Origin of the sequence: Marinobacterium sp. BA1 (assembly GCF_041155135.1) — a bacterium.
Classification (GTDB): Bacteria; Pseudomonadota; Gammaproteobacteria; order Pseudomonadales; family Balneatricaceae; genus Marinobacterium; species Marinobacterium iners.
Genome location: NZ_BAAFHC010000001.1, coordinates 1,915,819 through 1,939,329, shown reverse-complemented (window position 1 = coordinate 1,939,329; position 23,511 = coordinate 1,915,819). Strand labels below are relative to the sequence as shown.

General features: G+C 52.8%; 20 protein-coding genes, 1 pseudogene and 1 riboswitch. Of the genes and pseudogenes, 13 read left to right on the top strand and 8 right to left on the bottom strand.

What is annotated here, in order from left to right; all coding sequences use genetic code 11:
- Positions 1 to 8 precede the first annotated feature (8 nt).
- On the top strand, positions 9 to 752 hold the full coding sequence (locus tag ACAM29_RS09350) for a putative metalloprotease CJM1_0395 family protein (protein ID WP_206840440.1): 744 nt from the start codon (positions 9 to 11) through the stop codon (positions 750 to 752).
- Here ACAM29_RS09350 and ACAM29_RS09345 read toward each other — a convergent pair.
- The 3 genes from ACAM29_RS09345 to xseA all read right to left on the bottom strand — a co-directional run bounded on the left by ACAM29_RS09345 (position 736) and on the right by xseA (position 3,600).
- The gene (locus ACAM29_RS09345) at positions 736 to 1,503 is read right to left on the bottom strand and encodes an alpha/beta fold hydrolase (protein WP_369623955.1); all 768 of its coding nucleotides are present in this window, start codon (positions 1,501 to 1,503) and stop codon (positions 736 to 738) included. The two genes, ACAM29_RS09350 and ACAM29_RS09345, sit on opposite strands and share 17 nt — an antisense overlap.
- A gap of 57 nt (positions 1,504 to 1,560) precedes the next feature.
- Positions 1,561 to 2,187 carry an FKBP-type peptidyl-prolyl cis-trans isomerase gene (locus tag ACAM29_RS09340; protein ID WP_091825476.1) on the bottom strand — a complete coding sequence of 209 codons (627 nt, stop codon included), beginning with the start codon at positions 2,185 to 2,187 and terminating at the stop codon, positions 1,561 to 1,563.
- A 69-nt stretch (positions 2,188 to 2,256) separates the two neighbouring features.
- A complete protein-coding gene (gene xseA, locus ACAM29_RS09335; RefSeq protein ID WP_369625139.1) occupies positions 2,257 to 3,600 on the bottom strand; it encodes an exodeoxyribonuclease VII large subunit in 1,344 nt (447 codons plus the stop codon).
- A gap of 119 nt (positions 3,601 to 3,719) precedes the next feature.
- Between xseA and guaB the strand changes: the two genes are divergently transcribed.
- The 4 genes and pseudogenes from guaB to ACAM29_RS09315 all read left to right on the top strand — a co-directional run.
- Positions 3,720 to 5,189, top strand: a complete 1,470-nt coding sequence (gene guaB, locus ACAM29_RS09330) for an IMP dehydrogenase (protein ID WP_091825478.1) — start codon at positions 3,720 to 3,722, stop codon at positions 5,187 to 5,189.
- A gap of 92 nt (positions 5,190 to 5,281) precedes the next feature.
- A complete protein-coding gene (gene guaA / locus ACAM29_RS09325) occupies positions 5,282 to 6,862 on the top strand; it encodes a glutamine-hydrolyzing GMP synthase (protein ID WP_206840446.1) in 1,581 nt (526 codons plus the stop codon).
- Between the two features lie 419 nt (positions 6,863 to 7,281).
- A complete protein-coding gene (locus tag ACAM29_RS09320) occupies positions 7,282 to 11,595 on the top strand; it encodes an NACHT domain-containing NTPase (protein ID WP_369623954.1) in 4,314 nt (1,437 codons plus the stop codon).
- 309 nt (positions 11,596 to 11,904) lie between these two features.
- Positions 11,905 to 12,063 (top strand): annotated as a pseudogene (locus ACAM29_RS09315) (Arm DNA-binding domain-containing protein); the annotation flags it as partial.
- Between the two features lie 156 nt (positions 12,064 to 12,219).
- On the opposite strand, the gene ACAM29_RS09310 reads toward ACAM29_RS09315, so the two are convergent.
- Both ACAM29_RS09310 and ACAM29_RS09305 read right to left on the bottom strand, forming a co-directional pair.
- Entirely contained in the window at positions 12,220 to 12,585 is a 366-nt protein-coding gene (locus ACAM29_RS09310; protein ID WP_369623953.1) for a methyl-accepting chemotaxis protein, read from the bottom strand.
- Positions 12,586 to 12,903: 318 nt separating this feature from the next.
- Positions 12,904 to 14,331: a PLP-dependent aminotransferase family protein gene (locus ACAM29_RS09305; RefSeq protein WP_369623952.1), complete on the bottom strand. Its 1,428-nt coding sequence runs from the start codon at positions 14,329 to 14,331 to the stop codon at positions 12,904 to 12,906.
- 164 nt (positions 14,332 to 14,495) lie between these two features.
- Between ACAM29_RS09305 and ilvE the strand changes: the two genes are divergently transcribed.
- From ilvE to ACAM29_RS09285, 4 genes are all read left to right on the top strand, one after another.
- A complete protein-coding gene (ilvE, locus tag ACAM29_RS09300; protein ID WP_369623951.1) occupies positions 14,496 to 15,401 on the top strand; it encodes a branched-chain-amino-acid transaminase in 906 nt (301 codons plus the stop codon).
- Entirely contained in the window at positions 15,398 to 15,904 is a 507-nt protein-coding gene (locus tag ACAM29_RS09295) for a DinB family protein (protein WP_354407760.1), read from the top strand. Before ilvE ends, ACAM29_RS09295 begins: the two co-directional genes overlap by 4 nt.
- Before the next feature lie 104 nt (positions 15,905 to 16,008).
- A complete protein-coding gene (locus tag ACAM29_RS09290; RefSeq protein ID WP_369623950.1) occupies positions 16,009 to 16,440 on the top strand; it encodes a PaaI family thioesterase in 432 nt (143 codons plus the stop codon).
- A gap of 287 nt (positions 16,441 to 16,727) precedes the next feature.
- The gene (locus tag ACAM29_RS09285; RefSeq protein ID WP_354407763.1) at positions 16,728 to 17,114 is read left to right on the top strand and encodes a hypothetical protein; all 387 of its coding nucleotides are present in this window, start codon (positions 16,728 to 16,730) and stop codon (positions 17,112 to 17,114) included.
- 275 nt (positions 17,115 to 17,389) lie between these two features.
- Here ACAM29_RS09285 and ACAM29_RS09280 read toward each other — a convergent pair whose 3' ends face one another.
- Entirely contained in the window at positions 17,390 to 18,298 is a 909-nt protein-coding gene (locus ACAM29_RS09280; RefSeq protein WP_369623949.1) for a LysR family transcriptional regulator, read from the bottom strand.
- 105 nt (positions 18,299 to 18,403) lie between these two features.
- Here ACAM29_RS09280 and ACAM29_RS09275 point away from each other — a divergent pair, with 105 nt between their 5' ends.
- Together ACAM29_RS09275 and ACAM29_RS09270 are read left to right on the top strand one after the other, a co-directional pair.
- Positions 18,404 to 19,516, top strand: coding sequence for an FAD-dependent monooxygenase (locus ACAM29_RS09275; protein WP_369623948.1), 1,113 nt, complete (start codon positions 18,404 to 18,406; stop codon positions 19,514 to 19,516).
- A gap of 71 nt (positions 19,517 to 19,587) precedes the next feature.
- Positions 19,588 to 19,719: a hypothetical protein gene (locus tag ACAM29_RS09270; RefSeq protein WP_369623947.1), complete on the top strand. Its 132-nt coding sequence runs from the start codon at positions 19,588 to 19,590 to the stop codon at positions 19,717 to 19,719.
- Here the strand turns inward: ACAM29_RS09270 and ACAM29_RS09265 are convergent.
- Together ACAM29_RS09265 and ACAM29_RS09260 are read right to left on the bottom strand one after the other, a co-directional pair.
- Entirely contained in the window at positions 19,691 to 20,155 is a 465-nt protein-coding gene (locus ACAM29_RS09265; protein WP_369623946.1) for an NUDIX hydrolase, read from the bottom strand. The two genes, ACAM29_RS09270 and ACAM29_RS09265, sit on opposite strands and share 29 nt — an antisense overlap.
- Positions 20,156 to 20,185: 30 nt before the next feature.
- A riboswitch (TPP riboswitch) is annotated at positions 20,186 to 20,304 on the bottom strand.
- 37 nt (positions 20,305 to 20,341) lie between these two features.
- A complete protein-coding gene (locus tag ACAM29_RS09260) occupies positions 20,342 to 21,238 on the bottom strand; it encodes a LysR substrate-binding domain-containing protein (protein WP_369623945.1) in 897 nt (298 codons plus the stop codon).
- A 146-nt stretch (positions 21,239 to 21,384) separates the two neighbouring features.
- Between ACAM29_RS09260 and ACAM29_RS09255 the strand changes: the two genes are divergently transcribed.
- Together ACAM29_RS09255 and ACAM29_RS09250 are read left to right on the top strand one after the other, a co-directional pair.
- Positions 21,385 to 22,641, top strand: coding sequence for an MFS transporter (locus ACAM29_RS09255; protein WP_369623944.1), 1,257 nt, complete (start codon positions 21,385 to 21,387; stop codon positions 22,639 to 22,641).
- Positions 22,631 to 23,239, top strand: coding sequence for a LysE family translocator (locus ACAM29_RS09250; RefSeq protein ID WP_369623943.1), 609 nt, complete (start codon positions 22,631 to 22,633; stop codon positions 23,237 to 23,239). The genes ACAM29_RS09255 and ACAM29_RS09250 overlap by 11 nt, the downstream gene beginning before the upstream one ends.
- Positions 23,240 to 23,511: the final 272 nt, after the last annotated feature.

Here is a 23,511-nt window from a genome sequence, read left to right as displayed (position 1 = left end):
CTTCTGCCATGAGCACAGCACTCTCCAGTATCTCACCCCCGTCGGTTCCTGTTTCCGGCACATATTCACAGCCTGCCACCCGGGCAAGCCAGCCTGATTCGTCTGCGCAAGCGCAGGCAGGCAGTGCAAGCGACACTGCGCAAGGCTCATCCTCGACTCCAAAAGACACTGTATCAAGTTCACGCCAACAGTCGGTTGAGCAGCGTCAGGAGCAGCGCGTTTTACAGCAGCTAAGCGCCCGTGACCGGGAGGTACGGCAGCATGAAATGGCGCATCAGGCTGCCGGCGCCGGTATTACCGGTGCTGTTTCCTACAGTTACGAACGTGGCCCTGATGGCCAGATGTATGCTGTTGGCGGTGAGGTGAGTATTGATACCTCTGCCGTCAGCGGAGACCCGCGTGCGACCCTGGAGAAGGCGGAAGCGATTATTCGTGCGGCGATGGCGCCGGCTGAACCTTCGTCTCAGGACTATAGAGTTGCAGCCAGTGCTCGTGCCATGGCCGCCGAAGCACGTGCTGAGCTGGCCCAAATGGAGGAGAGTGAAGCGAGCGAAGAAAGCGGTGAAGAACCGGAGCAGACAACGGGTGCCGCAGCTGAAACGCGTCAGGAAGACGGTGCCGGTAACGAGAGGCGCGCCGAGATGCGTGAGGCGCAGGCAGAATCCATGGGGCGGCTGCAGCGGCAGCTGGTTGAGGCCGGTGTTTTTGCTCGGATGTATCCGCCCGGCACTCTTTTCAGTTATCAGGTCTGAGGAATTTTTCGACCAGCCGAGTAAATGCGCTAGGTTTCTCGACATGCGGCAGATGTCCCGCACCGGCGATAATCTTGAAGTTAGCGGCAGGAAAGCGTGACAGAATGGCCTGCTGATGCTCTGCCTGGATATAACCTGACTCCCCGCCCTTGATGAACAGAACAGGTCCTCCGTAAGGCGTGCCCTCGGGCGCAGCCGCTATCTGGCGATATTGCTGCTCAAGTGCGGGCAGGTTCATGCGCCATGCGAAATGTCGGTCTTCATTGCGGTAGAGGTTTTTCAGCAGGAATGCGCGGGTTGCCTCTGAATTCACATGCTGGCTCAGTATATCGTCAGCCTCGCGTCGGCTTTTCAGCTGCGACAGGTTAATGCATTTAAGGCCTGCAAACACATCGTTATGATGTGGTGGATACTCGACCGGGGCAATATCAACCACTATCAGCCGCTCGACTTTGCCTGGATGATCCATCGCCAGCTGCATCGCGGCCTTGCCACCCATTGAGTGCCCCATCAAATTGACCTTTTCAAGCCCCAGCCGGTTCATCAGCTCGATCACGTCATCTGCCATGGCGGTATAGTCCATACGCGAATCGTGTGGGGAGCGGCCATGATTGCGAAGATCGACGGCAATGACATCAAAGTGTTCACTGAGCTGTTTAATCTGGGCACCCCAGTTTTCCAGCGTGCCAAACAGGCCGTGCAGAATGACCAGCGGCGCTCCCTTGCCACTGCGATGAAAATTCAGTTGCATGATGAATACCCGAAATGAGCAGGCCGCACGTATGCTTGGCTACGTGCGGCGACAGGATCACAGAATGTCGATCAGCTCGACATCGAATACCAGAGTTGAATAGGGCGGAATGCCACCGGGAGAGCCCTGGGCACCGTAGGCCAGTTGGTAAGGTACATAGAGGCGCCATTTGGCCCCTTTGGTCATCAGCTGCAGGGCTTCGGTCCAGCCTGCGATCACGCCACCGACCGGGAATTCGGCCGGCTGGCCGCGTTCATAGGAGCTGTCGAACACCTTGCCATCGATGAAAGTGCCGTGATAGTGGGTGCGCACCTTGCTGCTGGCGGTCGGATTTTCACCATTTTCGTCACCGGCTTCGATGATTTCGTACTGCAGGCCTGATTCAAGCGTCACCACACCTTCACGTTTGGCGTTGTCTGCCAGAAACGCTTCGCCCTTGGCTGCCGCTGCGCGTGCCTGTGCTTCCTGAGCTTCGCGCATGCGCTGAGTGATCTCGTTGAACGCGGCCTGAATCTGCTCGGCAGGTACCCGCAGGCCTTCACCACCAAAGGAATCGCGCAAACCGGTAATCACTGCTTCCACATCGACACCATCAAAGCTGCCCTGAGCCAGCTGGTCACCCATCTGCCGGCCAATGCCATAGCTGGCGCGCTGTTCTGTTGTTTCGAATACCTGTTCAGACATATTAAATCCGCTTGTCGTTCGGTTGATTAAAGAGGGCGATGCTAACATAACTGCAGCTTTGACGGGGCTTCAGTCGCTGATCTTCTCGACGCGGCAGATCAGAGAACCCCGGTGCAATCGGGCCTGGATCTGCTCGCCCGACTTGACCTGTGTGTTTGCAGTAATGGCGGTACCATCGCTGGACTGAACAATGGCGTAACCACGCTCCAGTGTTGCCAGAGGGCTGACACTGTTCAACTCGCGCATGAGTCCCTGCAGCTTGAGCTGGCGACGTTCAAGCAAATGGCAAATGGAAGACTGCAGCCTCTGTTGCAGTGGCTGCAGCTGCTGTGCCTTTTGCTGCAGCATGCGAGATGGCGAAACCTGACGCAGTCGCTGTTCCAGAGTATCCAGCCGCTGTTGGCGTCTGTTCAGCTGCTGTTGAAGCGCACGCTGCAAACGCAGTTCCAGCTGGTCGAGTCGTTGGCTCTGCTCACGCAGGCGTTCACCGGGGTGACGCAGCCTGAGTCGAAGGTGATCCATACGCTCACGGCAGAGCTGCAGCTGTAGATGCATTTGCCGCTGCAAGCGGTGCTGCAGGCTTGCGAGATGCTGCAATTGCACCTGCTGATCCGGACTGATTAGCTCAGCCGCAGCTGAGGGCGTAGGTGCACGCAGGTCAGCCACAAGGTCGCTGATCGACACGTCGACTTCATGCCCTACCGCAGATACAACAGGAATACGGGAGGCTGCAATGGCGCGTGCCACAATTTCCTCGTTGAAGGGCCAAAGATCTTCCAGAGAGCCGCCGCCGCGACCCACAATCAGTACATCACAGCGCTGATCACGGTTGGCCAGTTCGATGGCGCGTACAATCTGGCCTGCAGCCTCGTTACCCTGAACCGCGACCGGATAAAGCGCTATCGGCAGTGCCGGGCAGCGTCGCTGCAGAACGGTCAGTATGTCGTGGATCGCCGCCCCGGTAGGGGAGGTAATCACGCCAATATGGCGTGCAGGGGAGGGAAGCGGTCGTTTACGGCCGATCTCGAACAGGCCTTCACCGGCCAGTTTCTGTTTCAATGCTTCAAAAGCCAGCTGCAGCTTGCCCAGTCCGCTTTCCTGCATCTGCTCACAAATCAGCTGAAAGTCTCCGCGTCCTTCGTACAGGCTCACCTTGGCCTGAATCACCACCTGGTCCCCTTCTTTCGGGCGAAAGCGAACCTGTTGGTTGCGGTTGCGGAACATGGCGCAGCGTACCTGCGCTTTGTCATCTTTCAGCGTAAAATACCAGTGTCCTGAGGAAGGACGGGCGAGGTTGCTGATCTCGCCTTCGACCCTCAGGCTCATGAAGGAATTTTCCAGCAGTGAACGCACCTGACGGTTCAGTTCACTGACGCTGATGGCGGTAGAGTGTGTGGCTTCAGATCGGTTCATGCCGGCATGATAAACGACATCGGCAAGGCTGGCATCCATCGTGATCGCTGATTGTTGTCTGCGCAGGTTTTGTGTATAATTTCCTGTTTAATTTTTCACAGAAAACGGGCTGGTTCAGTATGTTGCGAATCGTTGAAGAAGCGCTAACCTTTGATGATGTTTTGCTGGTTCCGGGATACTCGGAAGTACTCCCGAAGGACGTTTCACTGAAGACCCGCCTGACCAAGGGTATTGAACTGAATATTCCGCTGGTCTCGGCGGCCATGGACACCGTTACCGAATCCCGTCTGGCCATCGCGATGGCACAGGAAGGTGGTATCGGCATCATCCACAAGAATCTCACCCTCGAACAGCAGGCCGAAGAAGTGCGCCGGGTCAAAAAGTTCGAGTCTGGCGTTGTGCTGGATCCGGTTACCTGCAGTTCCGATACCACCGTGCGCGAAATCATTGAGCTGTCGCGCAAGCTGAGCTTCTCCGGCTTCCCGGTTGTAGATAACGGCGAGTTGGTGGGTATTGTTACCAGTCGCGATGTGCGTTTTGAGCATGATATGGATGCGACTGTTTCCACTATCATGACACCCAAGGATCGACTGGTCACAGCCAACGAAGGCGAAGATCCTGACGTTATTCGCGAATTGCTGCGCAAGCACCGCATCGAAAAGATCCTGCTGGTTGACGACAAGTTCGCTCTGCGCGGCATGATGACCGTGAAGGACATGAGCAAGGCTCAGGCGTTCCCCTATGCTGCCAAGGATAGTCGTGGTCGTCTGATCGTTGGTGCCGCAGTGGGTACCGGCCCCGAAACCCCTGATCGTGTGGCGGCTCTGGTAGCAGCCGGTGTTGATATGATTGTGGTGGATACCGCACACGGTCACTCCAAGGGAGTTATTGATCGTGTGGCCTGGGTGAAGCAGAACTTCCCGCAGGTGCAAGTGGTGGGTGGCAACATCGCAACGGCAGAAGCTGCCATTGCGCTGGCTGAAGCAGGTGCGGATGGCGTGAAAGTGGGTATCGGTCCCGGTTCCATCTGTACTACACGAATTGTTGCCGGTGTGGGCGTGCCGCAGATTTCGGCGATTGCCAATGTGGCAGCTGCACTGCGCGAGCATGGTGTTCCTTTGATCGCTGATGGTGGCATACGTTTCTCCGGCGACCTTTCCAAGGCGATTGCTGCCGGAGCCTCTGCGGTGATGGTCGGTTCCATGCTCGCCGGTACTGATGAGGCGCCGGGCGAAGTCGAGCTGTTCCAGGGGCGTGCCTTCAAGTCCTACCGCGGCATGGGCTCTTTGGGTGCCATGTCAGGCCTGACAGGCTCTTCCGATCGTTACTTCCAGGATGCGAAAGACGGTGCCGAGAAGCTGGTGCCGGAAGGCATCGAGGGTCGTGTGCCCTGTAAGGGGCCGATGGCGGGTGTCGTGCATCAGCTGATGGGTGGTCTGCGCGCTTCGATGGGCTATACGGGTTGCGCCACCACCGAGGAGATGCGCAACAAGCCCAAGTTTGTACGCATCACCAACGCGGGTATCACGGAAAGCCATGTACATGACGTAAGTATTACCAAGGAAGCCCCCAACTATCGTGTGGGCTGAACAACCAATATCTAACTGACAAGTGGGGCGGTGGACTGCCCCACTTTTTGTTTGTGCCGCCTGGCGGCCAGCATTCGGTGGAGTCACTGAGTATGAGCAAAGATATTCACGCGCAACGCATCCTGATTCTGGACTTTGGGTCCCAGTACACCCAGTTGATCGCTCGTCGGGTACGCGAGATCGGGGTTTACTCCGAGATCCATGCCTTTGATATGGATGAGGCGGCGATTCGTGAATTTGCCCCCAACGGCATCATTCTGGCAGGCGGTCCTGAGTCCGTCACTGAACTGGATTCACCGCGGGCTCCGGCATGCGTATTTGACATGGGTCTGCCGGTGCTGGGCATTTGCTACGGCATGCAGACCATGGCCGAGCAGCTGGGCGGCAAAGTCGCCAGTTCCGACAAGCGTGAGTTTGGTTATGCGCGTGTGCGTCTGGCCGATAGCCCGAGCCGTTTGCTGGAAGGTATTGAAGATCACATCGCAAACAACGGCACTCTGTCACTGGACGTCTGGATGAGCCATGGCGACAAGGTGACTGAAATGCCTGATGGCTTCCATGTGATTGCGGCCACGGATTCTGCGCCGGTTGCTGCCATGTGTGATCCCAAGCGTAACCTGTATGGTGTTCAGTTCCACCCGGAAGTGACGCATACCAAACAGGGTCTGCGCATTCTGGAACGCTTTGTACGTGAGATCTGCAACACAGATGCACTGTGGACGGCAGCGAATATTATTCAGGACCTGATCGAAAAGGTGCAGAAGCAGGTCGGTGACCAGAAAGTGCTGTTGGGCCTGTCGGGTGGCGTGGACTCGTCCGTGGTTGCAGCCTTGCTGCACAAGGCGATAGGCGACAAACTGACTTGCGTGTTCGTGGACAACGGTCTGCTGCGCAAGGGTGAAGGCAACCAGGTGATGGAGATGTTCGCCCGTAACATGGGTGTCAACGTAATCCGTGTCGATGCCGAGGATCAGTTCCTGGGGCGCCTGTTGGGCGAAGCTGATCCTGAAGCCAAGCGCAAGATCATTGGTAACACCTTCATCGAGGTGTTCGATGATGAAGCTGAAAAACTGAAGGATTGCCGCTTCCTGGCACAGGGAACCATCTATCCGGATGTGATCGAGTCTGCCGCTTCCAAGACCGGCAAGGCGCATGTCATCAAGTCACACCACAATGTGGGTGGCCTGCCGGAAGACATGAAGTTTGAGCTGGTTGAACCGCTGCGTGAACTGTTCAAGGATGAAGTGCGCAAGATCGGTCTGGAGCTGGGCCTGCCGTACGACATGGTTTACCGCCACCCCTTCCCGGGGCCGGGGCTTGGTGTGCGTATCTTGGGTGAAGTGAAGAAGGAATACGCAGAAATTCTGCGTGAAGCGGATGCGATCTTCATCGAAGAGCTGCACAAGGCCGACTGGTATCACAAGACCAGCCAGGCATTTGCCGTCTTCCTGCCGGTGAAGTCCGTGGGTGTTGTGGGTGATGGTCGTCGCTATGAGTACGTGATTGCCCTGCGTGCCGTTGAAACCATCGACTTCATGACAGCCCGTTGGGCTCACCTGCCCTATGAGCTGCTGGAAACCGTATCCAGCCGTATCATCAATGAAGTCGTCAAGGTTTCGCGCGTGACCTACGACGTTTCCAGCAAGCCGCCGGCCACGATTGAGTGGGAGTGACCCTACGCTAGATACTAGTTTTTAGTAACTGATTATAAGTGAAATAAAAGCCCATGTCTTCATGGGCTTTTTTGTTCCTGTAGCCTCTTGAAAGTGCTACCCCAGGTGGTGTCATCGGGAAGTAATGCCATGAGTTCCAGCTAGTACCTTGCTTTTTGATTTTGTGTGTTTATGCGATAGAAGTTTTTTGATTTTTATTTGATGTTTTCTTGGGTTTGAGGTCGTTTTTCCAGTATGAATTAGAAGTCAAGAAAGAAAAGGCTCTTGCTGGCCGGTACGGGTTTGCGCAACATCAAACCGAAGGCAAACTCTATAAAATGACTTGGTAGGGCTACCTTAATATAGGCTTCATTGGGGGCTGCAGCGAAGCACGTCACAAGGCTCTTGGTTGATTGTTATAGGTTTTATAGGTGGCATTAGTGAAAAAAATAGAGAGGACCTTTAATGACATTCCTGATGGGAAAGTTAATGCTGCCGACCAGCAGTCTTTCTTGGTCAGTCTGGGCTGGTCGAGAGGGTGTACATGGAATGAATTGCTGCATTCAAAACGTGTACTGATAATTTCAGAGGCCGGGGCAGGAAAAACCTACGAATGCCGTAAACAGTCAGAGATTCTTTGGGCTGCGGGAGAACCTGCATTCTTCGTTGAATTGGCGGCGTTGGCAACAGAAGACCTTCGCAGTCTGTTAGATGCAGATGAAGAAGCCCGGTTGGACTCTTGGCTTGTCTCACAGTCTGAAGTGGCGACATTTTTTTTGGACTCGATTGATGAGCTGAAATTGACGATGGGTTCGTTTGAGCGAGCGCTCAAATGTCTGAAAAAGTGTATCGGAGGTCAGCTTCATCGGGTGCGGGTTGTCATCACGACACGGCCGATCCCCTTCGACGAACAGTTGGTCCGAAATGTGCTTCCTGTTCCTCTGGCGCCGACTTACGAATCCGCTGAAGAGGCATTTGCGAAGATCGCAATGCGTGAGCATCGGGAGCAACACAATAACAGAAGCAAAAATCAAGCGCCCGATTGGCGGTCTGTAGCTTTAATGCCGCTATCGGACGAACAGATCGTCGATTTTTGTCGACACCAGGGAGTGAGCGATCCTGATCTTCTTTTTGAGGACTTACGACGTCGCAATGCCCTTGAGTTTGCACGCAGGCCTCAGGACTTAATTGAGTTGTGCGCAGACTGGCGTGAGCATAAACGTATTCGAACACATCGCGATCAGGTCGCTACGAATGTTCGCATGAAGTTGCTTCCTCGTGAAGACAGGCCTGAGCCGGCGGAATTGTCTATCGACAGGGCGATTGAGGGCGCTAGCCGGCTAGCGCTCGCAGTTCAGATGACGCGACGTCTAACCATTCGTCATAGCGCCGCGTCCGACGCTGTTGACGATGAGGCTGCTCTCGACCCTGCGATCATCCTCTCCGATTGGCAACCGAACGAACGAAAAGCACTGCTGGAGCGTCCGTTATTTGGCTTCGCTTCTTATGGCCGAGTGCGCTTCCATCATCGTTCTGTTGCCGAGTATCTTGCCGCGGAACGGCTAATAGCTTTTCGAAGGCAGGGCATGCCGTTTCGAGCCCTTAAACGTCTTCTGTTTGCGGAGACGAAAGGCAGCACAATCGTTCGCCCGTCCAAACGGCCAGTGGTGGGATGGTTGGCCTTACAAGAACACGGGATATTTGAACTGTTGCGGGACAATGAACCTGCTGTGCTTCTAGATGAAGGTGACCCTGAGTCGCTAACGCAAACTCAGCGAAATCAAGCTCTTCACGCCTACGCAGAGCGCTACGGCCCTGGTGGATGGAGAGGCCTTAAGGTGCCTCACATTCAGGTCAACCGTTTTACATCTAACGAGTTGGCAGGAGAAATCGGTAGGATTTGGCGCAGTGGAGTGGTAGAGAATCCGGATGTGCGAGAAGTCCTCATCAGCCTCATCGAGGCGGGTCGCATAGAAGCTTGTGCTGACATCGTATTCGAGATCACTCAGGACATTGCAGCAACTACGGTCGAGCGCATAATGGCTATCGACGCCTTAATAGCCCTTGATGACGAGAGATTAGGCACAATCGCCGCGCGTATAGCAGATGCTGACGATCTCTGGCCCGATAGAATATCGCGTGGTGCCGTGCTGCGTCTTTTCCCAAAATATATGTCGGTTGAAGAGCTTTGTCGGGCGCTTCGATGGCTAAAGCGAGAGAAGCGGAGTGCAGGAAGCCTTAACTGGCAACTTCCGCGCCTAATAGCTGCATCGGCCTTTGAGCCCTCTATCCTCGAGGAGCTTCGTGATGGCCTTCTTGCTCTAATCTCAGAGGGGCTAAAATGGCAAAAGGAGTGGCCACATATCACGAGCGATCGACCGGATCTCATCGGGTCACTTGCCGCAACCTGTGAGCTCGGCCTCAATATAAGCCAAGACGAGCAGTGGCTATATGCTGGTGTAATCGCATTGCGATTACACCAAAGGGACTATGGTGACGATGATCCGATCAAACCGCTTCGCGAAAAGATAAGTAATCTGAATGCGGTAGACAGTGCGCGTCTTTTCTGGGTTATGGATGGTTTGCTGCAGTCGCTCCATGAAATTAAAGATCCTTGGAAGCGGTTCGTAGAGATAACTATTTATGATGGACCAGTTCAGCTAAGACCAGACCGGGATCTGACTTGGGTGAGCGAGGCGCTTGGAGACACGACCCGGGATGCGGGTGAGCGCGCAATGCTCTTGGAGGCAGCTATCAGCCTGTCGCCGGATCGTGATACATGGAAAGAACACGTTGAGGGACTGAGGCCTCTCATAGAGGATGAACCTTCATTCGTGCAAAGACTTGACGACAGGCTGAAGCCATCGAAGTACGACAAAGAACATCGTCGCAGGGAAAAGAGGCAGGCTGAAAGAAATAAGCAAGAGGAGCGGCGAAAGGCAAAGAACCACGCGAGCTGGGTTCAGTTCTGGCGAGAGGTTGCCAATCAGCCTGAAAACGCATTTTCGACAGAGCAGAGCTGGAACACTGCTTGGAACTTGTGGCGCACAATGAGTCACGATGGTGAGGACAGTCGATCATCAGGCTGGAACCGGCGATTCATTGAAGAGCAATTCAATCAAGAAACGGCCGACAAGCTTCGCCGGGCGTTGATGAAAATCTGGCGTGATGACCATCCAACTTTTCCCAGCGAAAGGCCCGAAGGCGAACGCAATACATTTCTTGTACCTTGGCAGCTTGGTCTGGCCGCGATCTACGCCGAAGCGGAGGACCCTGACTGGGCAGCTAAACTCAACGATGCCGACGCCGAGCTGGCCGCGCGGTACGCTCCGATTGAACTGAACGGCCTGCCTCAGTGGATAGAAAGTCTCGTAGACACGCATCCAAACACTGTGGAGCGGGCGCTTGGAAATGAATTGTCGTGGGAACTGAGCCAGCCGCTAGGTGAGCATGGACATTCAGGCCTGCTTCAAGGAATTGGTTACGCGCCTGAGAGAGTGGCGAGACTATTTCTTCCACGGCTGGAATCTTGGTTAGATGCCGGCGGGGAGCAGATCAATGGCGCCGACAACGCGACTGGGATGACCGAAAGGCTTCGGCAGGTCACACGGGTTATCTTGAAGCATGGGGATGCTTCGGAAATTGAGAGACTTCGAGAACGGGCACTCCAAAGATTGGAGCAACAATTACCGTTTGTGCTGCGTATTTTTTGGTTGTCGACCTTGATGCGGATTGATCCGCAGGCGGGCGTCGAAAAGCTGGCTGATCAGATCGAGATAGTTGAACCATCTGAGAGATCAGACGCTGTAACATGGCTGGCCAGCCTCTTTGGGGATCGCCAAGACGGAGTTGGGTTGGGTGACGAACGCTTCACGCCGCAATTACTGCTGCGGCTGCTTCGCCTGGCCTATCGACACGTTCGAATACAAGACGACGCGCACCACGAAGGATCCTATTCACCGGACACTCGCGACGACGCGGAACAGGCACGTAATAGCATTGTAACGGCATTGTTTAACTCGAAGGGCGAGGAGGGCTTGGCTGCCAAACTCGAGATGGCCGCAGATCCTTTGTGCGCTCATTTCAAGGATCGGATTTTGGCTGTGGCAGAAGAGAGTTGGGCGCAAGAGATTGATGCTGAAGCATTTGATGAGGCTCAAACGATAGCACTTGACCGAAGCGGGGAAGCGCCTGCCTCAACGAATGAAGCCATGTTTGCGATTATGAAGGATAGGCTGTCGGACCTAGACGACCTTCTTCTCCGTGATGCGTCACCGCGAGAGGCTTGGGCAGGGATATCAGACGAGAGGGTCATGCGTCGAGAAATTTCGCGCGAGCTGAGCCATGCTGCGAACTCGATCTACACTGTGGACCAGGAGGCTGTTACAGCTGACGAAAAGGAAACTGATATACGTTTGCGCTCTATTCTTTCTAAACATGAAGCTGTGATTGAACTAAAACTTGGTGATGGGCGTACAGCGACAGACTTGCGAGATACAATAGAAAATCAGCTTGTTAGGAAATACATGGCAGCAGAGCACAGTAAAGCTGGAGCATTACTGGTGACTCTTGCAAAAGATCGTCAATGGCAACATCCAGATGAAAAGCGCATGATCAAAGCGGATGAGTTGTTGTCGCTGCTGACTGCAGAGGCTGACAGAGTGCAACAGGCTTTGGGAGGTGGAACTTACATATATGTACACCTTCTTGATCTGCGTCCTAGGTTGCCTATTGAGTCTCAGGCTACGCCTTGAATGTTCAGGTAGGCCCTGATTATCGACTGTGTTACTTAAATTGGTGATTTTTCTGTGTGGTATTTTTTATGGTCTTTTGCTTTAAGTGTTTTGTATGGCATTGGAAAATAAAGGATTTCAGTGGCTACATATAATTGAGTGGGAATGATCACACGTTAGGCATTAGCTGGTACTGGCTGGCATTGAATGAAACTTAAGCCCATGTTTTCATGAGTTTTTGTGTCTGGCGGTATTTGGCAACTGATGGCAGCGGGAAGCACCGCTTGAGCGTGGTATCCAAGGTGGTATTATCGAGACATGATGCCATGAGTGATGGCTTATACCATGCTGCGCAACCTCAAGCCACGGGATAAACTCTACAAGGTGAATGACCGGGATGACCTCTATGTGGCTGTCACCCCTGCCGGTTCTTTCTCATTCCGTTACAACTACTCGATCAATGGCAGGCAAGAGACAATCACCTTTGGCTGATTGGCGAGGCCAAGTGTTATAAGTCGTTGCGACGTTTCAGTGAGGCGACAAGGCAACCCAGCCATTTTTTGCTCGGCCGCTCAGCCTGATTTCAAGGCCAGAAAGCCGCTACCGACGGAACAGAGGTAACGGCTTTCTTATATCGATTGCACGTTAGGCTGAAACCTGGAATCGCGACATCAGTCCGGTGAGATTACTCGCTTGCTCTGTCATCTGCGAAGCCGCTTCCGAGCACTCCTCGGCCCCTAAACTGTTACGCTGCGTTACCTCATCTATCTGGGTGAGTCCGATGCTGACCTGTTCAATCGCCTGTGCCTGTTCCTGAGAGGCAGAGGCGATCTCGGCCACCAGGGATGAGACTTCCACCGCCCCCGCGACGATCTCCGCCAGCGCTCCAGACGTACTGCCGGTCAATTCCATGCCACGCAACGTGCGTTCGTTGGAAGCCTTAATCAGGGCAGCAGTTCGCCCTGCTGCTTCTGCGCTGCGGGCTGCCAGGTTGCGTACTGTAGTGGTCAACCAGTCCCGGACAGTATTTTAAGGTTTCCTCAGCGGCAACAGGCGAAATTTAGTTTCGAGCAAATCTGGCATGCTCACCGAGAGCGTGACACAGCTCACCGATGACTACGAGAGTTGGTCGTTGAACTAGCGGCCGATTAATTTTTGATACCTACTGATCAATCTTTATATTACCCCCTCCATGGCAGCTATTACCTCACTCAGGTATCCCTCATGAAGTCACCGACAACCGATTACACTCCAGAATATTTTATTTTCTGTCCCCGGGAAGTAGATGCTTTGGATTACTAGTTGCCGTGATGGTATTGCTTGTCGCACTCAATCCAGTAAGCATCCCAGTGTTTGCAAGGCTGGGGACAGCATCGATTCCCACGGCAATGCGCAGTTTATTCGGAAATGGTGTTTGAATCGTTGATCGCTGGAAAATAAATATCCAGGGGCGATGCTGATATTGTGTTCCAGTGCTTTTTGATAAAGCTCGGTGGTATCGAACTCCCCAGGCAACTGCACCCACAATACAAAGCCGCCGCGAGGTTGGGAGGTGCGGGTGCCGGGTGGAAACGTTGTCTTAATCAGGTCAATACATTGTCCTATATTCACGGCATAACGGCGGCGTATTTTCCGGACATGCCTGTCCATACCGCCATTACGCAGGTATTCATCCAGTACCCGTTGGTTCAATGTAGCGCTGGCAATATTCTGGGTGAATTTCAGGTAGGCGGCTTTCTCCGTATAGCGACCGGGTGATAGCCACCCTACCCGCAGGCCTGGGGAAACCGATTTGGAGAAAGAGCTGCAATAGAGTACCTCCCCGGTCGTGTCGAAGTGTTTGTAAGGGGCCGGGCGATGACCGTCGAAGGCAAGGTCACCATAAATATCGTCTTCCACCAACGGCACATCGAAGCTATTGAGCAGTGACAGTAACGCCTGTTTTTGATTGTTGTCTGGGCAGCTCCCCAGTGGATTGCTGAAGTTGCTGACGACGATACAGGCCTTTACGTCCCACTGCCGGCAGGCGTCCTCGACCTTGTCTAGGTCCATGCCGGACTCGGGGTGGCAGGGGATTTCCACCGCGCGTAATCCCAGGGTATCGATCACCTGCAGTAAACCATAGTAGGTGGGGGATTCAAGCAATACCACATCACCGTGTTCGGCCACGCACTTGAGGGCAATAATCAGTGCTTCGTGACAGCCGTTGGTGACGAGGATGTCCGCGGCACTCACATCACAGCCGTAGCTCAGCATCCGCAGCGCCAGGGATTCGCAAAGTGATGGCAATCCGGGCGGAACTTCGTAGCGCATAAGTCCGGTACCGTTGGCTCGACTGATTCGGGCAGCGATTCGTTGCAGCTCCTGCCCGGGGAAGCAGCTTTCGTGGGGCAGGGCCGCTCCCAGTTGCACCATGGTCTTGCTGCCAGTGGCCTGGATCAAATCCAGCGCCAGTCGCTGGCGCTTCACCAATATTGGTCTCAACGTGGCCTTGGCAGGTTTTTTTACTAGCAGTGCGGAGTCTTCGCCGCACCATTTGACGAAAAACCCCGAGCGCGGAACCGCTTCAATCATGCCCTGATTTTCCAAAAGTTTTTGCGCCTGGAGGACAGTATTGATGCTGACACCATGGGTTTCCGCCAGCACACGCGTTCCGGGGATTTTTTCTCCTGGACTGTAGCGTCCTGCCTGAATCTCCCGGGTCAGCTGTTCGGCAAGCTGCTCGTAGCGATGGAGTTGAAAGCGTGTAGTGTCCAAAATCTGTATCCGTTTAAATTCATATAAACTGTATCTGTACCCTTTTCTTGGAAAGATTACACTTCCAGCATTGCTCCCTCAATAGCCTGAACCGGATGAGACCATCAATGGCATCGTTATCTTTCAGGCAGCACAAGAACGTCAACTCTGTGAGGTGATACCGGATGCAGGCCCAACCCATGTGTCATACAAAAACGAAGTATTCTTGCTGGAAGAATGGTGAGCTTGTGAGCGCTGATCAAGCAGTTGTTTCGATCTATGATCACGGTTTGCTATACGGTGACGGCTGCTTCGAGGGACTGCGATTTTATCACCGGTATCCTTTCCGGCTCGATCGTCACCTGGCGCGGCTGCGCTGTTCCCTCAGTGCACTGGCGATCACTGTTCCCTATAGCGATGATGCTCTCGCAGAAGCAGTCATGGCTTGTATCGCTCGCTCGGGCATGGCCGATGGTTACCTGCGGATTCTGGTGACCAGGGGGGAGGGGGATATGGGGCTAAACCCCCTTAATTGCACTGCGCCCAACGTATTTATCATTCCGGCATCACTGTCGTTGGTCAGTGATGAAGTCCGGAACCAAGGGGTTAGCCTGATCACCAGCAGTATCAGGCGAGCAGTCGGTACGGGGCTGGATGCAAGGGTCAAATCCCTGAATTACCTGCATTCGGTTTTGGCCAGGGCGGAAGCGAATGCCGCCGGAGTTGATGAAGCAATTTTGCTCAACCAGTTTGGTCATGTGGCGGAATGCAGCGCCGAGAATATCTTTGTCGTCAACGCGGGATCGCTGCTAACGCCGCCAGTTCAGGACGGTGCATTGGAAGGAATTACCCGCGAAACCATTTTGGAGCTGTCGTCTCAACAAGGATTGGAGGCTTGCGAGCAGTCCCTCACCAGCTATGATCTTTACACTGCCGAGGAGTGTTTTATCTGCGGCAGCGGTGCGCGGTTGATTCCAGTTAAAACAATCGATGGTCGGCAGATCGCCCAGTGTCCTGGGCCTGTATATCAGCGTCTGTCAGTTGCCCACCAGGCTTTGATTGATGACGAATGTGGGGAGAAAAGACAATGACCTTTGACTTGGCCAGCTACGCAAACAACATGGCTCGCTACAACCAATGGATAAATGGCGGTCTGTATTCGGCTGCGGAGACCTTGCCCCCTGAGCAGCGCCGGTCGGAGTGCGGCTTGTTCTTCGGCTCCATCTACAACACCCTCAATCACTTGCTGGTTTGCGACCTGATGTGGCTGGCTCGATTCAAAAAGGAGTCTGTCACAGTGAACAGCCTGACCCAGGAGCTGTTCGGTGATTATGCCCAGTTGCGACAAGCTCGGCAGCAAACTGACAAGGACATTATTGCTTGGGCACAAAGCCTTGCGTTATCCCCGCCGCCCGAACGCTTGAACTATGTCAGTTTGTCGAGCAATACCGAGCGGAGTGTGGACTTCGCTCAGGCTATCGTGCATTTCTTCAATCACCAAACCCACCATCGTGGACAGGTGACAGCGGCGCTGTCCCAACAAGGTGTGGACTTCGGGGTGACTGACTTGATCTTTATGCCTGATGAGAATTGACGACATTAAACCCTTTCTCTTTTGTATATTCATTATTTTCGAGAGACAGGCATCGAATCAAACGCAGTAATTTTTCAAATAAAAATTAGGTAGGGAGATAAAAGGTGAAAGCACAAGATACAGGTTATGAATCCAAGACATTCGAGAGCTTTGGCCGCCAGGTAGTGATGCAAACCCTGGAGGCGGAGCTGAGTATCCAGGGGGCAGGAATCGTCTCCATTCGCTTTCCCTTCCAATCTCAGTTTACGCAACAAAACGGCTATATCCATGCAGGCATTGTCGCGACTATTCTGGACAGTGCCTGTGGCTATGCTGCATTTACACTGATGCCACAAGGAGCGGATGTGCTCACCGTGGAATTCAAGGTAAACCTGTTGCGCCCAGCCAAGGGGGATAACTTTGTTGCGAAGGCAACTGTGGTCAAGCCAGGCAAAACAATTTCTGTCGTGGAAGCTGCATTGTACAGCTCGGAATATGGCGAAGAAAAACCGGTAGCGACGATGACGGCAACTATCATGACAATGTTGCAATCATAAAAACTGAGGAGTAAGCAGGAAAGAATAATGAATCGCTACACAACCTTGACCTAAACCACGGTGCGTTGATCAGCATCAATGTACAAAACGACTTTGTGAGCGTGATTTCAGGATTATGCTGGTCACAGATGCGATTTCTCAGCTCTATCCCAAGGGAGAAAAAAGATATGAAAAATGTTGGCGTGACACTCTGCTCCTCTAAAGGTCTGGACTAGTTGGTACGGGGATCCATTTGTAAGGAATGATTTGGAGGGATCAACGTGATTGGGCACTGTAGATGTACGAATATGAAAGTGGAGTGGCAGTTTGACCGTGCCAGCGAAGTTCATCCCGTCATTTGTGATTGTGAATACTGCACAGCCCACAATGCTCAGTATGTATTCCAGGCTGGCACTGCCGTGGAAATACACATAAGGGATTTTTCATTCTATGGCCAAGTCCAGCAAGGAACGAAGACTGCCGTATTTCATGAATGTCGAAAATGCGGAATGTTGGTTTGTGTGACTGTTGAATCAGGTGGAAAAGTTTATGGGGCGATTAGCCGTGACTGTTTTCCTGATGAGCTGGCTTTCGCAACGCCGTTAAGGATTAATCATGATGGTGCTCCTGTAAAAAACCGAATAAAGAAATGGGAAAAAAATTGGTGCTCTTCGGTGACTATTAATTCAGGATAGATCACAGGACATTGAGATAAATAAAAATTGATCGAGGATGAGCGCAGTGTTGTGTGGGAAAAATATACATCAATGAGTCAATCAGCTAGGAAAGCAGCGAATAAGTCCGCTGCATGAGCTAATTCCTGCTGTATCCGATTGAGCTCGCACCGATTACGGGTAGAGTCGGCGTGTGTAGTATCGTTGGATCCAGCTGCATGGAAAGGAACTCTGTCCATGAAGCACTTCATCCGCATTTCTTTTCACGCGGTCCACAATGTCGGATGCTCAGTCAGTTAGGTGTCTTCTTTTTTGCGTACACTCAAATGAGCGAGTGCTAACTGCAGGTGTTCCAGAAACGCCTTCACTTTGCTCTGTGGGTACTTTCTTCCGGAATAAAGCGCATATAGCACTAAATCCTCTGGTTCGCGGTTACAGTCAATTTTAACAAGGGATCCGTTGTCGATGTCTGATTGACAGGCATGAAGGGGCAAAATGGCGAAGCCAAGCCCTTTCAGTGCAGCGGCCTTGGCCATTTGGCCACTGTTCACCTTGTAGTTGGATCTAACTTGGACGGTTTGGTTCTGTTTAAACCGCCAAGGCGTTCCTTGGAGTACCGACATACTGGTAATACAGGGGGCTTTGGTCAGTTCATCCAGTGATTGTGGCGATGGATGATGTTTCAGAAGTTCTGGTGCAGCCACCACACAGCTCGGCCATCGCAGGATTTCTTTGGCGACCCAGCTAGAATCTTCCAGGGGTCCACGTCCAAAACGTAACACCAAATCGAATCCTTCCAGTAGTCCGTCTGTTGGGTCCAGTTGGGTGTCACAACTGAGCTGTATTTGAGGATGTCGAATGCAAAAGTCCGCGAGAATATCAGCCATGAATGGGAGATCTGGTGTAATGATCTTCAAGTGGCCGGATAGGGAATCTCCAAATAGGGATACCTCTTCCAAGGTATGATCCATGGCTTGAGTGAGTGGTGTAATGGATCGATACAGCTGCTTACCGGCTGCTGTTGGAGTCATCCTACGCGTTGTACGTTCCAGCAGCCGCACATTAAGTTGTCGTTCTAGCAAAGCGACGTGCCGACTGACATTGGATGTTGGCAGCTGTAGTTGCTCAGCTGCGAGCTTAAAACTCAGCCTTTCATAGACAGCCTGGAAGCACAGCAACCACTGAATTTCGACTTTCTCTATCATTGATTATCCCAAAATATGAGATTAATAAAACTATAAAATCATATTTATCATGAATTTGGGTTTCATTACAGTCACTATCAAGTTGCATAAATCAGGAGAGAGTCGATGATCAGAACTAGTAAAATTGCCATAGTAGGTGCCGGTGTTGCCGGGATAGCACTGGCAATACTCGCCACGAAACGGGGCTGTCAGGTCAGCCTATTTGAGCGTGGCAGTACTGTCTCATCCATGGGTGCTGGTGTTACGCTATGGCCCAATGCCATGTTTGTCATGCAGCAGATTGGGCTGGACAAGGAGGTCAAGCGTATGGGAGGCGCGCCAGGCACTATGCGTCAATTTGACCGGCATGGGGTCCTGCAAACTGAGTTCGATATCATGGCAGTAAACTCGCTCTGCGGCTTTCCCAGTGTGACGGTATTGCGGCGTGATCTGATGAGTCTACTGGCCGGTGCGCTCGATGACCTAGGGGTGAAGATCAAGTTTGACTGCTCAATCACAGCCGCGGATGTGACGAAGTTAAGCCAGGAGTTTGACCTGGTAGTCGGGGCCGATGGACGGATGAAGTCGGTCGTGCGCCAGGCATTGTATGCGGAGAAAGTGACTCCTCGTTATCACGGGTTTGTCAATGTCGTAGGAGTGAGCAGGCAGCGAGAGGGTGCTTTGGATAACGCTATTCATGACTTCCGCGGTCTAGGTGAGCGTTTTGGAATTGTCCCGGTGAATGATGGGTGGTGCTATTGGGCGGGAGCCTGGAACGCCGCTGTCGACAGGGAGCGGTCCGGGGCCCATTGGTACGAGGAGTTGAATCAGCGTTTCCGGGACTGGCCCGATCCAGTGCAAAATGTGTTGCAGTCCTGTGATAGAGCATCGGTTAATCGCATTTTTGTTCATGACATTGATCCTCTTCCCTATTGGCATCAAGACAATGTCATAATTATCGGGGACGCGGCCCATGCTCCCTTGCCGACCTCTGGTCAGGGGGCATGTCAGGCGCTAGAAGATGCATGGCACCTTGCCCGCTTACTGATGGAGACCGATGAGCTGGAAGTCGCTTTGCAAGGCTTCTATCAACAGAGGAATGTTAAAACTTCTGCAGCTCAATTGGTTGGAAGACAGGTAGCTAAGAAGATATTTTCTGAACAACCTGAACCGCTGCTGCCGGCATCCCATATTTCTGCTACTGAACTCAGCCAGTTCTGGATGCAAGGATTAAAGTAGTTGTGACCAGCTCCCCACTTTCTAATCCATGAAGCTGTCAGTAATGTTCATCACAGAGAAAGGCGATGAACATGAAGAAGCGATTCACTGAAGAACAGATCATCCCGATCCTGAAAGAAGCGGAAGCAGGTGTGCCATCTGTGTTTGTGCCAGCAATGGTGAGAATACTAGAGATCATGAGCCGTTCGTTTGTCCAAGGGTGATAGCGGCTGCTTGACGGGCGACCTTGGCGACATCGAGACTCAGGGCAAGGCCGGCATCGGTCAGTTCGTCGAGGCTAAACCACTTCGCATCAAGCGCATCGTCTCCAGCTACGGGCTCTCCGGCAATCCATTCACAAAGGACCGCAATCAGCACGAAGTGCTGATGTATCCGGCCGCTTTCGTCCTGGTCGAAGGCGTCCACCGCCGTGAATACTTGACGTGCACGACCCTGCACCCCGGTTTCCTCAAATAGTTCTCTGACGGCGGCAAGTTCAATCGATTCGCCAGCCTCTATTTTCCCTCCGGGGAAGCCCCAGCGGCCTGCGTCCGGCGGGTTGGCCCGGCGTACCAAGAGTATCTTTTCTTTGTGATAGACGGCGGCAATCGTAGCGGCGATTGGTCGAATGGTGGGGGTGTTCTCTGTCGTTGATAACATGTCAGCCTCGTTTGCGAGGCCAGCGAAGGTATGAGGCGTCAAAACCTGTCCCTTCGCCGGCATGATCCGATTCAGGCTCAAAGGGTCACTGTGCTGCAGCATCGCCAACAGTATTTCAGCCCCTTGGTGGGTGCCCCCTCGGTAATGAGAAGCATATCAGGCATTTTCGAATGGCGCAGTACCAGGTTAGTAGGTCTGTCTTATTCCACCTGGAGCGACCTGATTGATCGTCTCATGGTACAGAATTTCGAATAGATCTTGCGCTGCCGGGCTAGCATTCGAAGCACAGAGCAGCTTAAGGGCAGTAGGTGGGAGTTCGGGCAGATCAAATTTTTCGCCAATACACCTGATGTCTTTAGGCATGCCATGCTGGGTCCGCACTGCAAGACCGAGATTCGAACGAAGCGCGGCCCAGATGCCCGGAAGACTTGGTGTTGTCACTGCTACTTTCCAGCGCTTACCCGCCTGATCGAGTGCGGCTAGTGCAGATTGTCGGAAGAGGCAGGGATGGTCGAATAGCACCAATGGTACCCGGTCATCGAGGGAATCATTCATAAAGCGCTCATGTGCCAACCATTGCGTGGGAAGCTCACAAATGAGATCACCGTCACTTTCACCAGCGGAGCTTGCTGGGAAAAAGGCGATGGCACCATCCAGACGGCCAGCCCGAACCTCTTCCGCAAGTACGTGATTTGGGCCAGCTTGAATCTCGACGTGTACTCCCGCGTGTTTGCGGGAGTATGCAGACAAGGCTGCAGGCATCACGTCCTCAAAGAAATCCTGTGGCAGGCCAAGCCTAACGGTGGCAGAAGTCGCCGTCGCGCCGAGTGCGAGTGCGGCTTCATCGTTGAGAGCGATAATTCGGCGGGCATACGCCACCAATACCTCTCCAGCTTCGGTTGGGACCAGATTTCTGCCCTTGCGGATGAATAGCTGTGTGCCAGCCTGCTGTTCCAGTTTCTTGAGTTGCATGCTGACTGCCGACTGTGAGCGCCCCAGTTGCATGGATGCTCTTGCAAAGCTGTGTAGGTCAGTTCCGGCCACAATCGCACGTAGTGCATCAATGTCGAAAGCAATATTCACTTCAAAAATCCAAAACTATTATTTAAAATATATTCGATATTAAAAAGAATATCTCGGTGCTAGCATCGGCGTCAATAAGGAGTGACAGGCAGCTGAGTTGCCAATCAATTTTCCTCAAAGACTTAAGGTGCAAGAGTGAGATAGCCATGATGCTTCATAGAAAAGCCTCCAAAGGCTCGAATCCGGAGATGATGCCAATCGTATTTGCTGGTGGCTTTGTATTGGCCTTGGCCTTTGGGGTACGTGCGATCTTTGGTGGTGTTATCGAGCCGCTGTCCGACGAGCTGTTCGGTGGCAGAATCGAGGTGTTTTCGCTTTCAATCGCTATTCAGAATCTGGTGTGGGGGCTTGCACAGCCGGGCTTCGGAATGATCGCCGACAAGTTTGGTGATCGTCGTGCATTGTGGCTGGGCTTCGGTTTCTATGTGGTGGGAATGGTGGTTTGCGCCTTTGGTACGACACCCTTGGCTCAGCATCTTGGTGCCGGTGTGCTTGTCGGTATGGGGATATCCGGGACGGCATTCGGCGTCGTCCTGGCCGTGATTGGACGAGCCGCGCCCGAAGCCAGGCGCAGCCACTATCTCGGTATCACATCGGCCATTGGCTCCGCTGGACAAGTCATCCTGCCATTGCTGGCTTCGTGGTTGACGGAGTGGCTTGATTGGCGGCTTATGGTTGTTGTGATAACCGGAGCGCTTCTGCCTATGGCTCTGTGTATCCCTCTTCTGCGAGTGAACGAAGCACCATTGTCCGGTCGCGCTGAGTATGCTCCGGTCACTCAAACGGTTAGAAGTGCCTTTGGCCACACGAGCTATCTGTTGCTCAATATGGGTTTTTTCGTATGTGGGTTTCATCTCGCATTTATAACTGCTCATCTGCCCAATTACGTACAGCATTTCTGTGTCTCCTCGGCCTCTCAAGATGAATTGCGTGCTCTAGGGCTACAGGCACTGGCGTTGGCCGGTTTCGCAAACATATTCGGTACGCTGCTCGCCTCGCGCCTCGGCATGTTTTTTCCAAAACCCTACGTGCTTGCGGCAATCTATGCCCTTAGAGCCGTGGTAATCATCATTTTTATCTCTCAGCCAGTCACCCCGGCCTCGGTGATGATCTTCGCATTGGTCATGGGGGGACTATGGCTTTCCACCGTCCCATTGACCAGCGCGCTGGTTCTGACCATGTTTGGCCCCCGTATAATGGGTACTCTGTTTGGTTTTGTATTCCTGAGTCATCAGCTTGGGGGCTTTGCTGGGGTTTGGCTCGGCGGTGTTTTGTTTGATCGCTACGCGAGCTACGATCAGGTTTGGTATATTTCCATCGCCTTAGGCGTGTTGTCGGCAATTGCTCACCTGCTGGTGCATGAGCGTCCGGCTCCCCGAGTAGGTTTGGCGTATGATGGATAATCTCATTTTCATGTGGCTGGCGGCTTTTCCCCTGATGGGAAGTCCTGGGCCGGCGACACTGAGCCTTGCCGGTCTTGGTTCCGCTTTTGGATTCCGGACCAGTCTGCGTTATATGCTCGGCATTATTCTGGGAACAATCGTTGTGCTACTAATGGTCGCAACTGGTGTTACTACCCTGGTGCTTGCTCAGCCAACCTTGCTTTTTATACTGTCCAGTATCGCAGGCCTGTATATACTTTATCTTGCTGTAAAAATCGCAACGGCACCTGTAGGAAAAGTTACAGCTCCAACAGAAAGTGCGCCGAATTTTCTTCCAGGATTCAGCCTCGCAGTGGCAAATCCAAAGGCTTTTGCAGCAATTGGCGCGGTTTATTCGAGTCATAGTATTGTGGCTGATAACGTGATCGTCGACATGGTCTGCAAGCTGTTGGCACTAACCGTGGTTATACTCATTTTTAGTGTCGTCTGGCTTGCTTTTGGCGCTGCTTTTTCGAAGTACCTGAGGAACCCCGTCATCGGGCGTATGACAAACATTATCTTTGCCGTCATGCTGGTTTTGTCGGTTGGATCATTGTGGTTGCTACCAAAGGGGAACTAATGCTGCTGCGTATACCCAGAGGCTGCTAAGTAGGCTACCCAGCTCTACAGCTGCATGAAAGTACATTTGAGGCAGGAGTTGCCAACTTGCTGTACAACAAGCCAAATTATTTCGTTTTAAATAATTTTCTTACATTATGGTTCTGAGCATGGGGTTTGTCATGAGAAGGGGGGCATGACGCTTAACTTATTGATAACAAAATTTCTTTTCACAATCGAGAGAGAGTGACAGGCACTAGCCGACAAGGTCGGTAATGCAGTTCTTTTTGCACT

Excerpts from the sequence above, each read along its gene's own strand:
- ACAM29_RS09345 (WP_369623955.1), bottom strand. The coding sequence starts at position 1,503 with ATGCAACTGAATTTTCATCGCAGTGGCAAGGGAGCGCCGCTGGTCATT.
- ACAM29_RS09350 (WP_206840440.1), top strand. The coding sequence starts at position 9 with ATGAGCACAGCACTCTCCAGTATCTCACCCCCGTCGGTTCCTGTTTCC.
- ACAM29_RS09255 (WP_369623944.1), top strand. The coding sequence starts at position 21,385 with ATGATGCTTCATAGAAAAGCCTCCAAAGGCTCGAATCCGGAGATGATG.
- ACAM29_RS09250 (WP_369623943.1), top strand. The coding sequence starts at position 22,631 with ATGATGGATAATCTCATTTTCATGTGGCTGGCGGCTTTTCCCCTGATG.
- guaB (WP_091825478.1), top strand. The coding sequence starts at position 3,720 with ATGTTGCGAATCGTTGAAGAAGCGCTAACCTTTGATGATGTTTTGCTG.
- ACAM29_RS09280 (WP_369623949.1), bottom strand. The coding sequence starts at position 18,298 with ATGATAGAGAAAGTCGAAATTCAGTGGTTGCTGTGCTTCCAGGCTGTC.
- ACAM29_RS09340 (WP_091825476.1), bottom strand. The coding sequence starts at position 2,187 with ATGTCTGAACAGGTATTCGAAACAACAGAACAGCGCGCCAGCTATGGC.
- ACAM29_RS09295 (WP_354407760.1), top strand. The coding sequence starts at position 15,398 with ATGACCTTTGACTTGGCCAGCTACGCAAACAACATGGCTCGCTACAAC.
- ACAM29_RS09265 (WP_369623946.1), bottom strand. The coding sequence starts at position 20,155 with ATGTTATCAACGACAGAGAACACCCCCACCATTCGACCAATCGCCGCT.
- guaA (WP_206840446.1), top strand. The coding sequence starts at position 5,282 with ATGAGCAAAGATATTCACGCGCAACGCATCCTGATTCTGGACTTTGGG.
- xseA (WP_369625139.1), bottom strand. The coding sequence starts at position 3,600 with ATGAACCGATCTGAAGCCACACACTCTACCGCCATCAGCGTCAGTGAA.
- ilvE (WP_369623951.1), top strand. The coding sequence starts at position 14,496 with ATGCAGGCCCAACCCATGTGTCATACAAAAACGAAGTATTCTTGCTGG.
- ACAM29_RS09275 (WP_369623948.1), top strand. The coding sequence starts at position 18,404 with ATGATCAGAACTAGTAAAATTGCCATAGTAGGTGCCGGTGTTGCCGGG.
- ACAM29_RS09285 (WP_354407763.1), top strand. The coding sequence starts at position 16,728 with ATGAAAGTGGAGTGGCAGTTTGACCGTGCCAGCGAAGTTCATCCCGTC.
- ACAM29_RS09270 (WP_369623947.1), top strand. The coding sequence starts at position 19,588 with ATGAAGAAGCGATTCACTGAAGAACAGATCATCCCGATCCTGAAAGAA.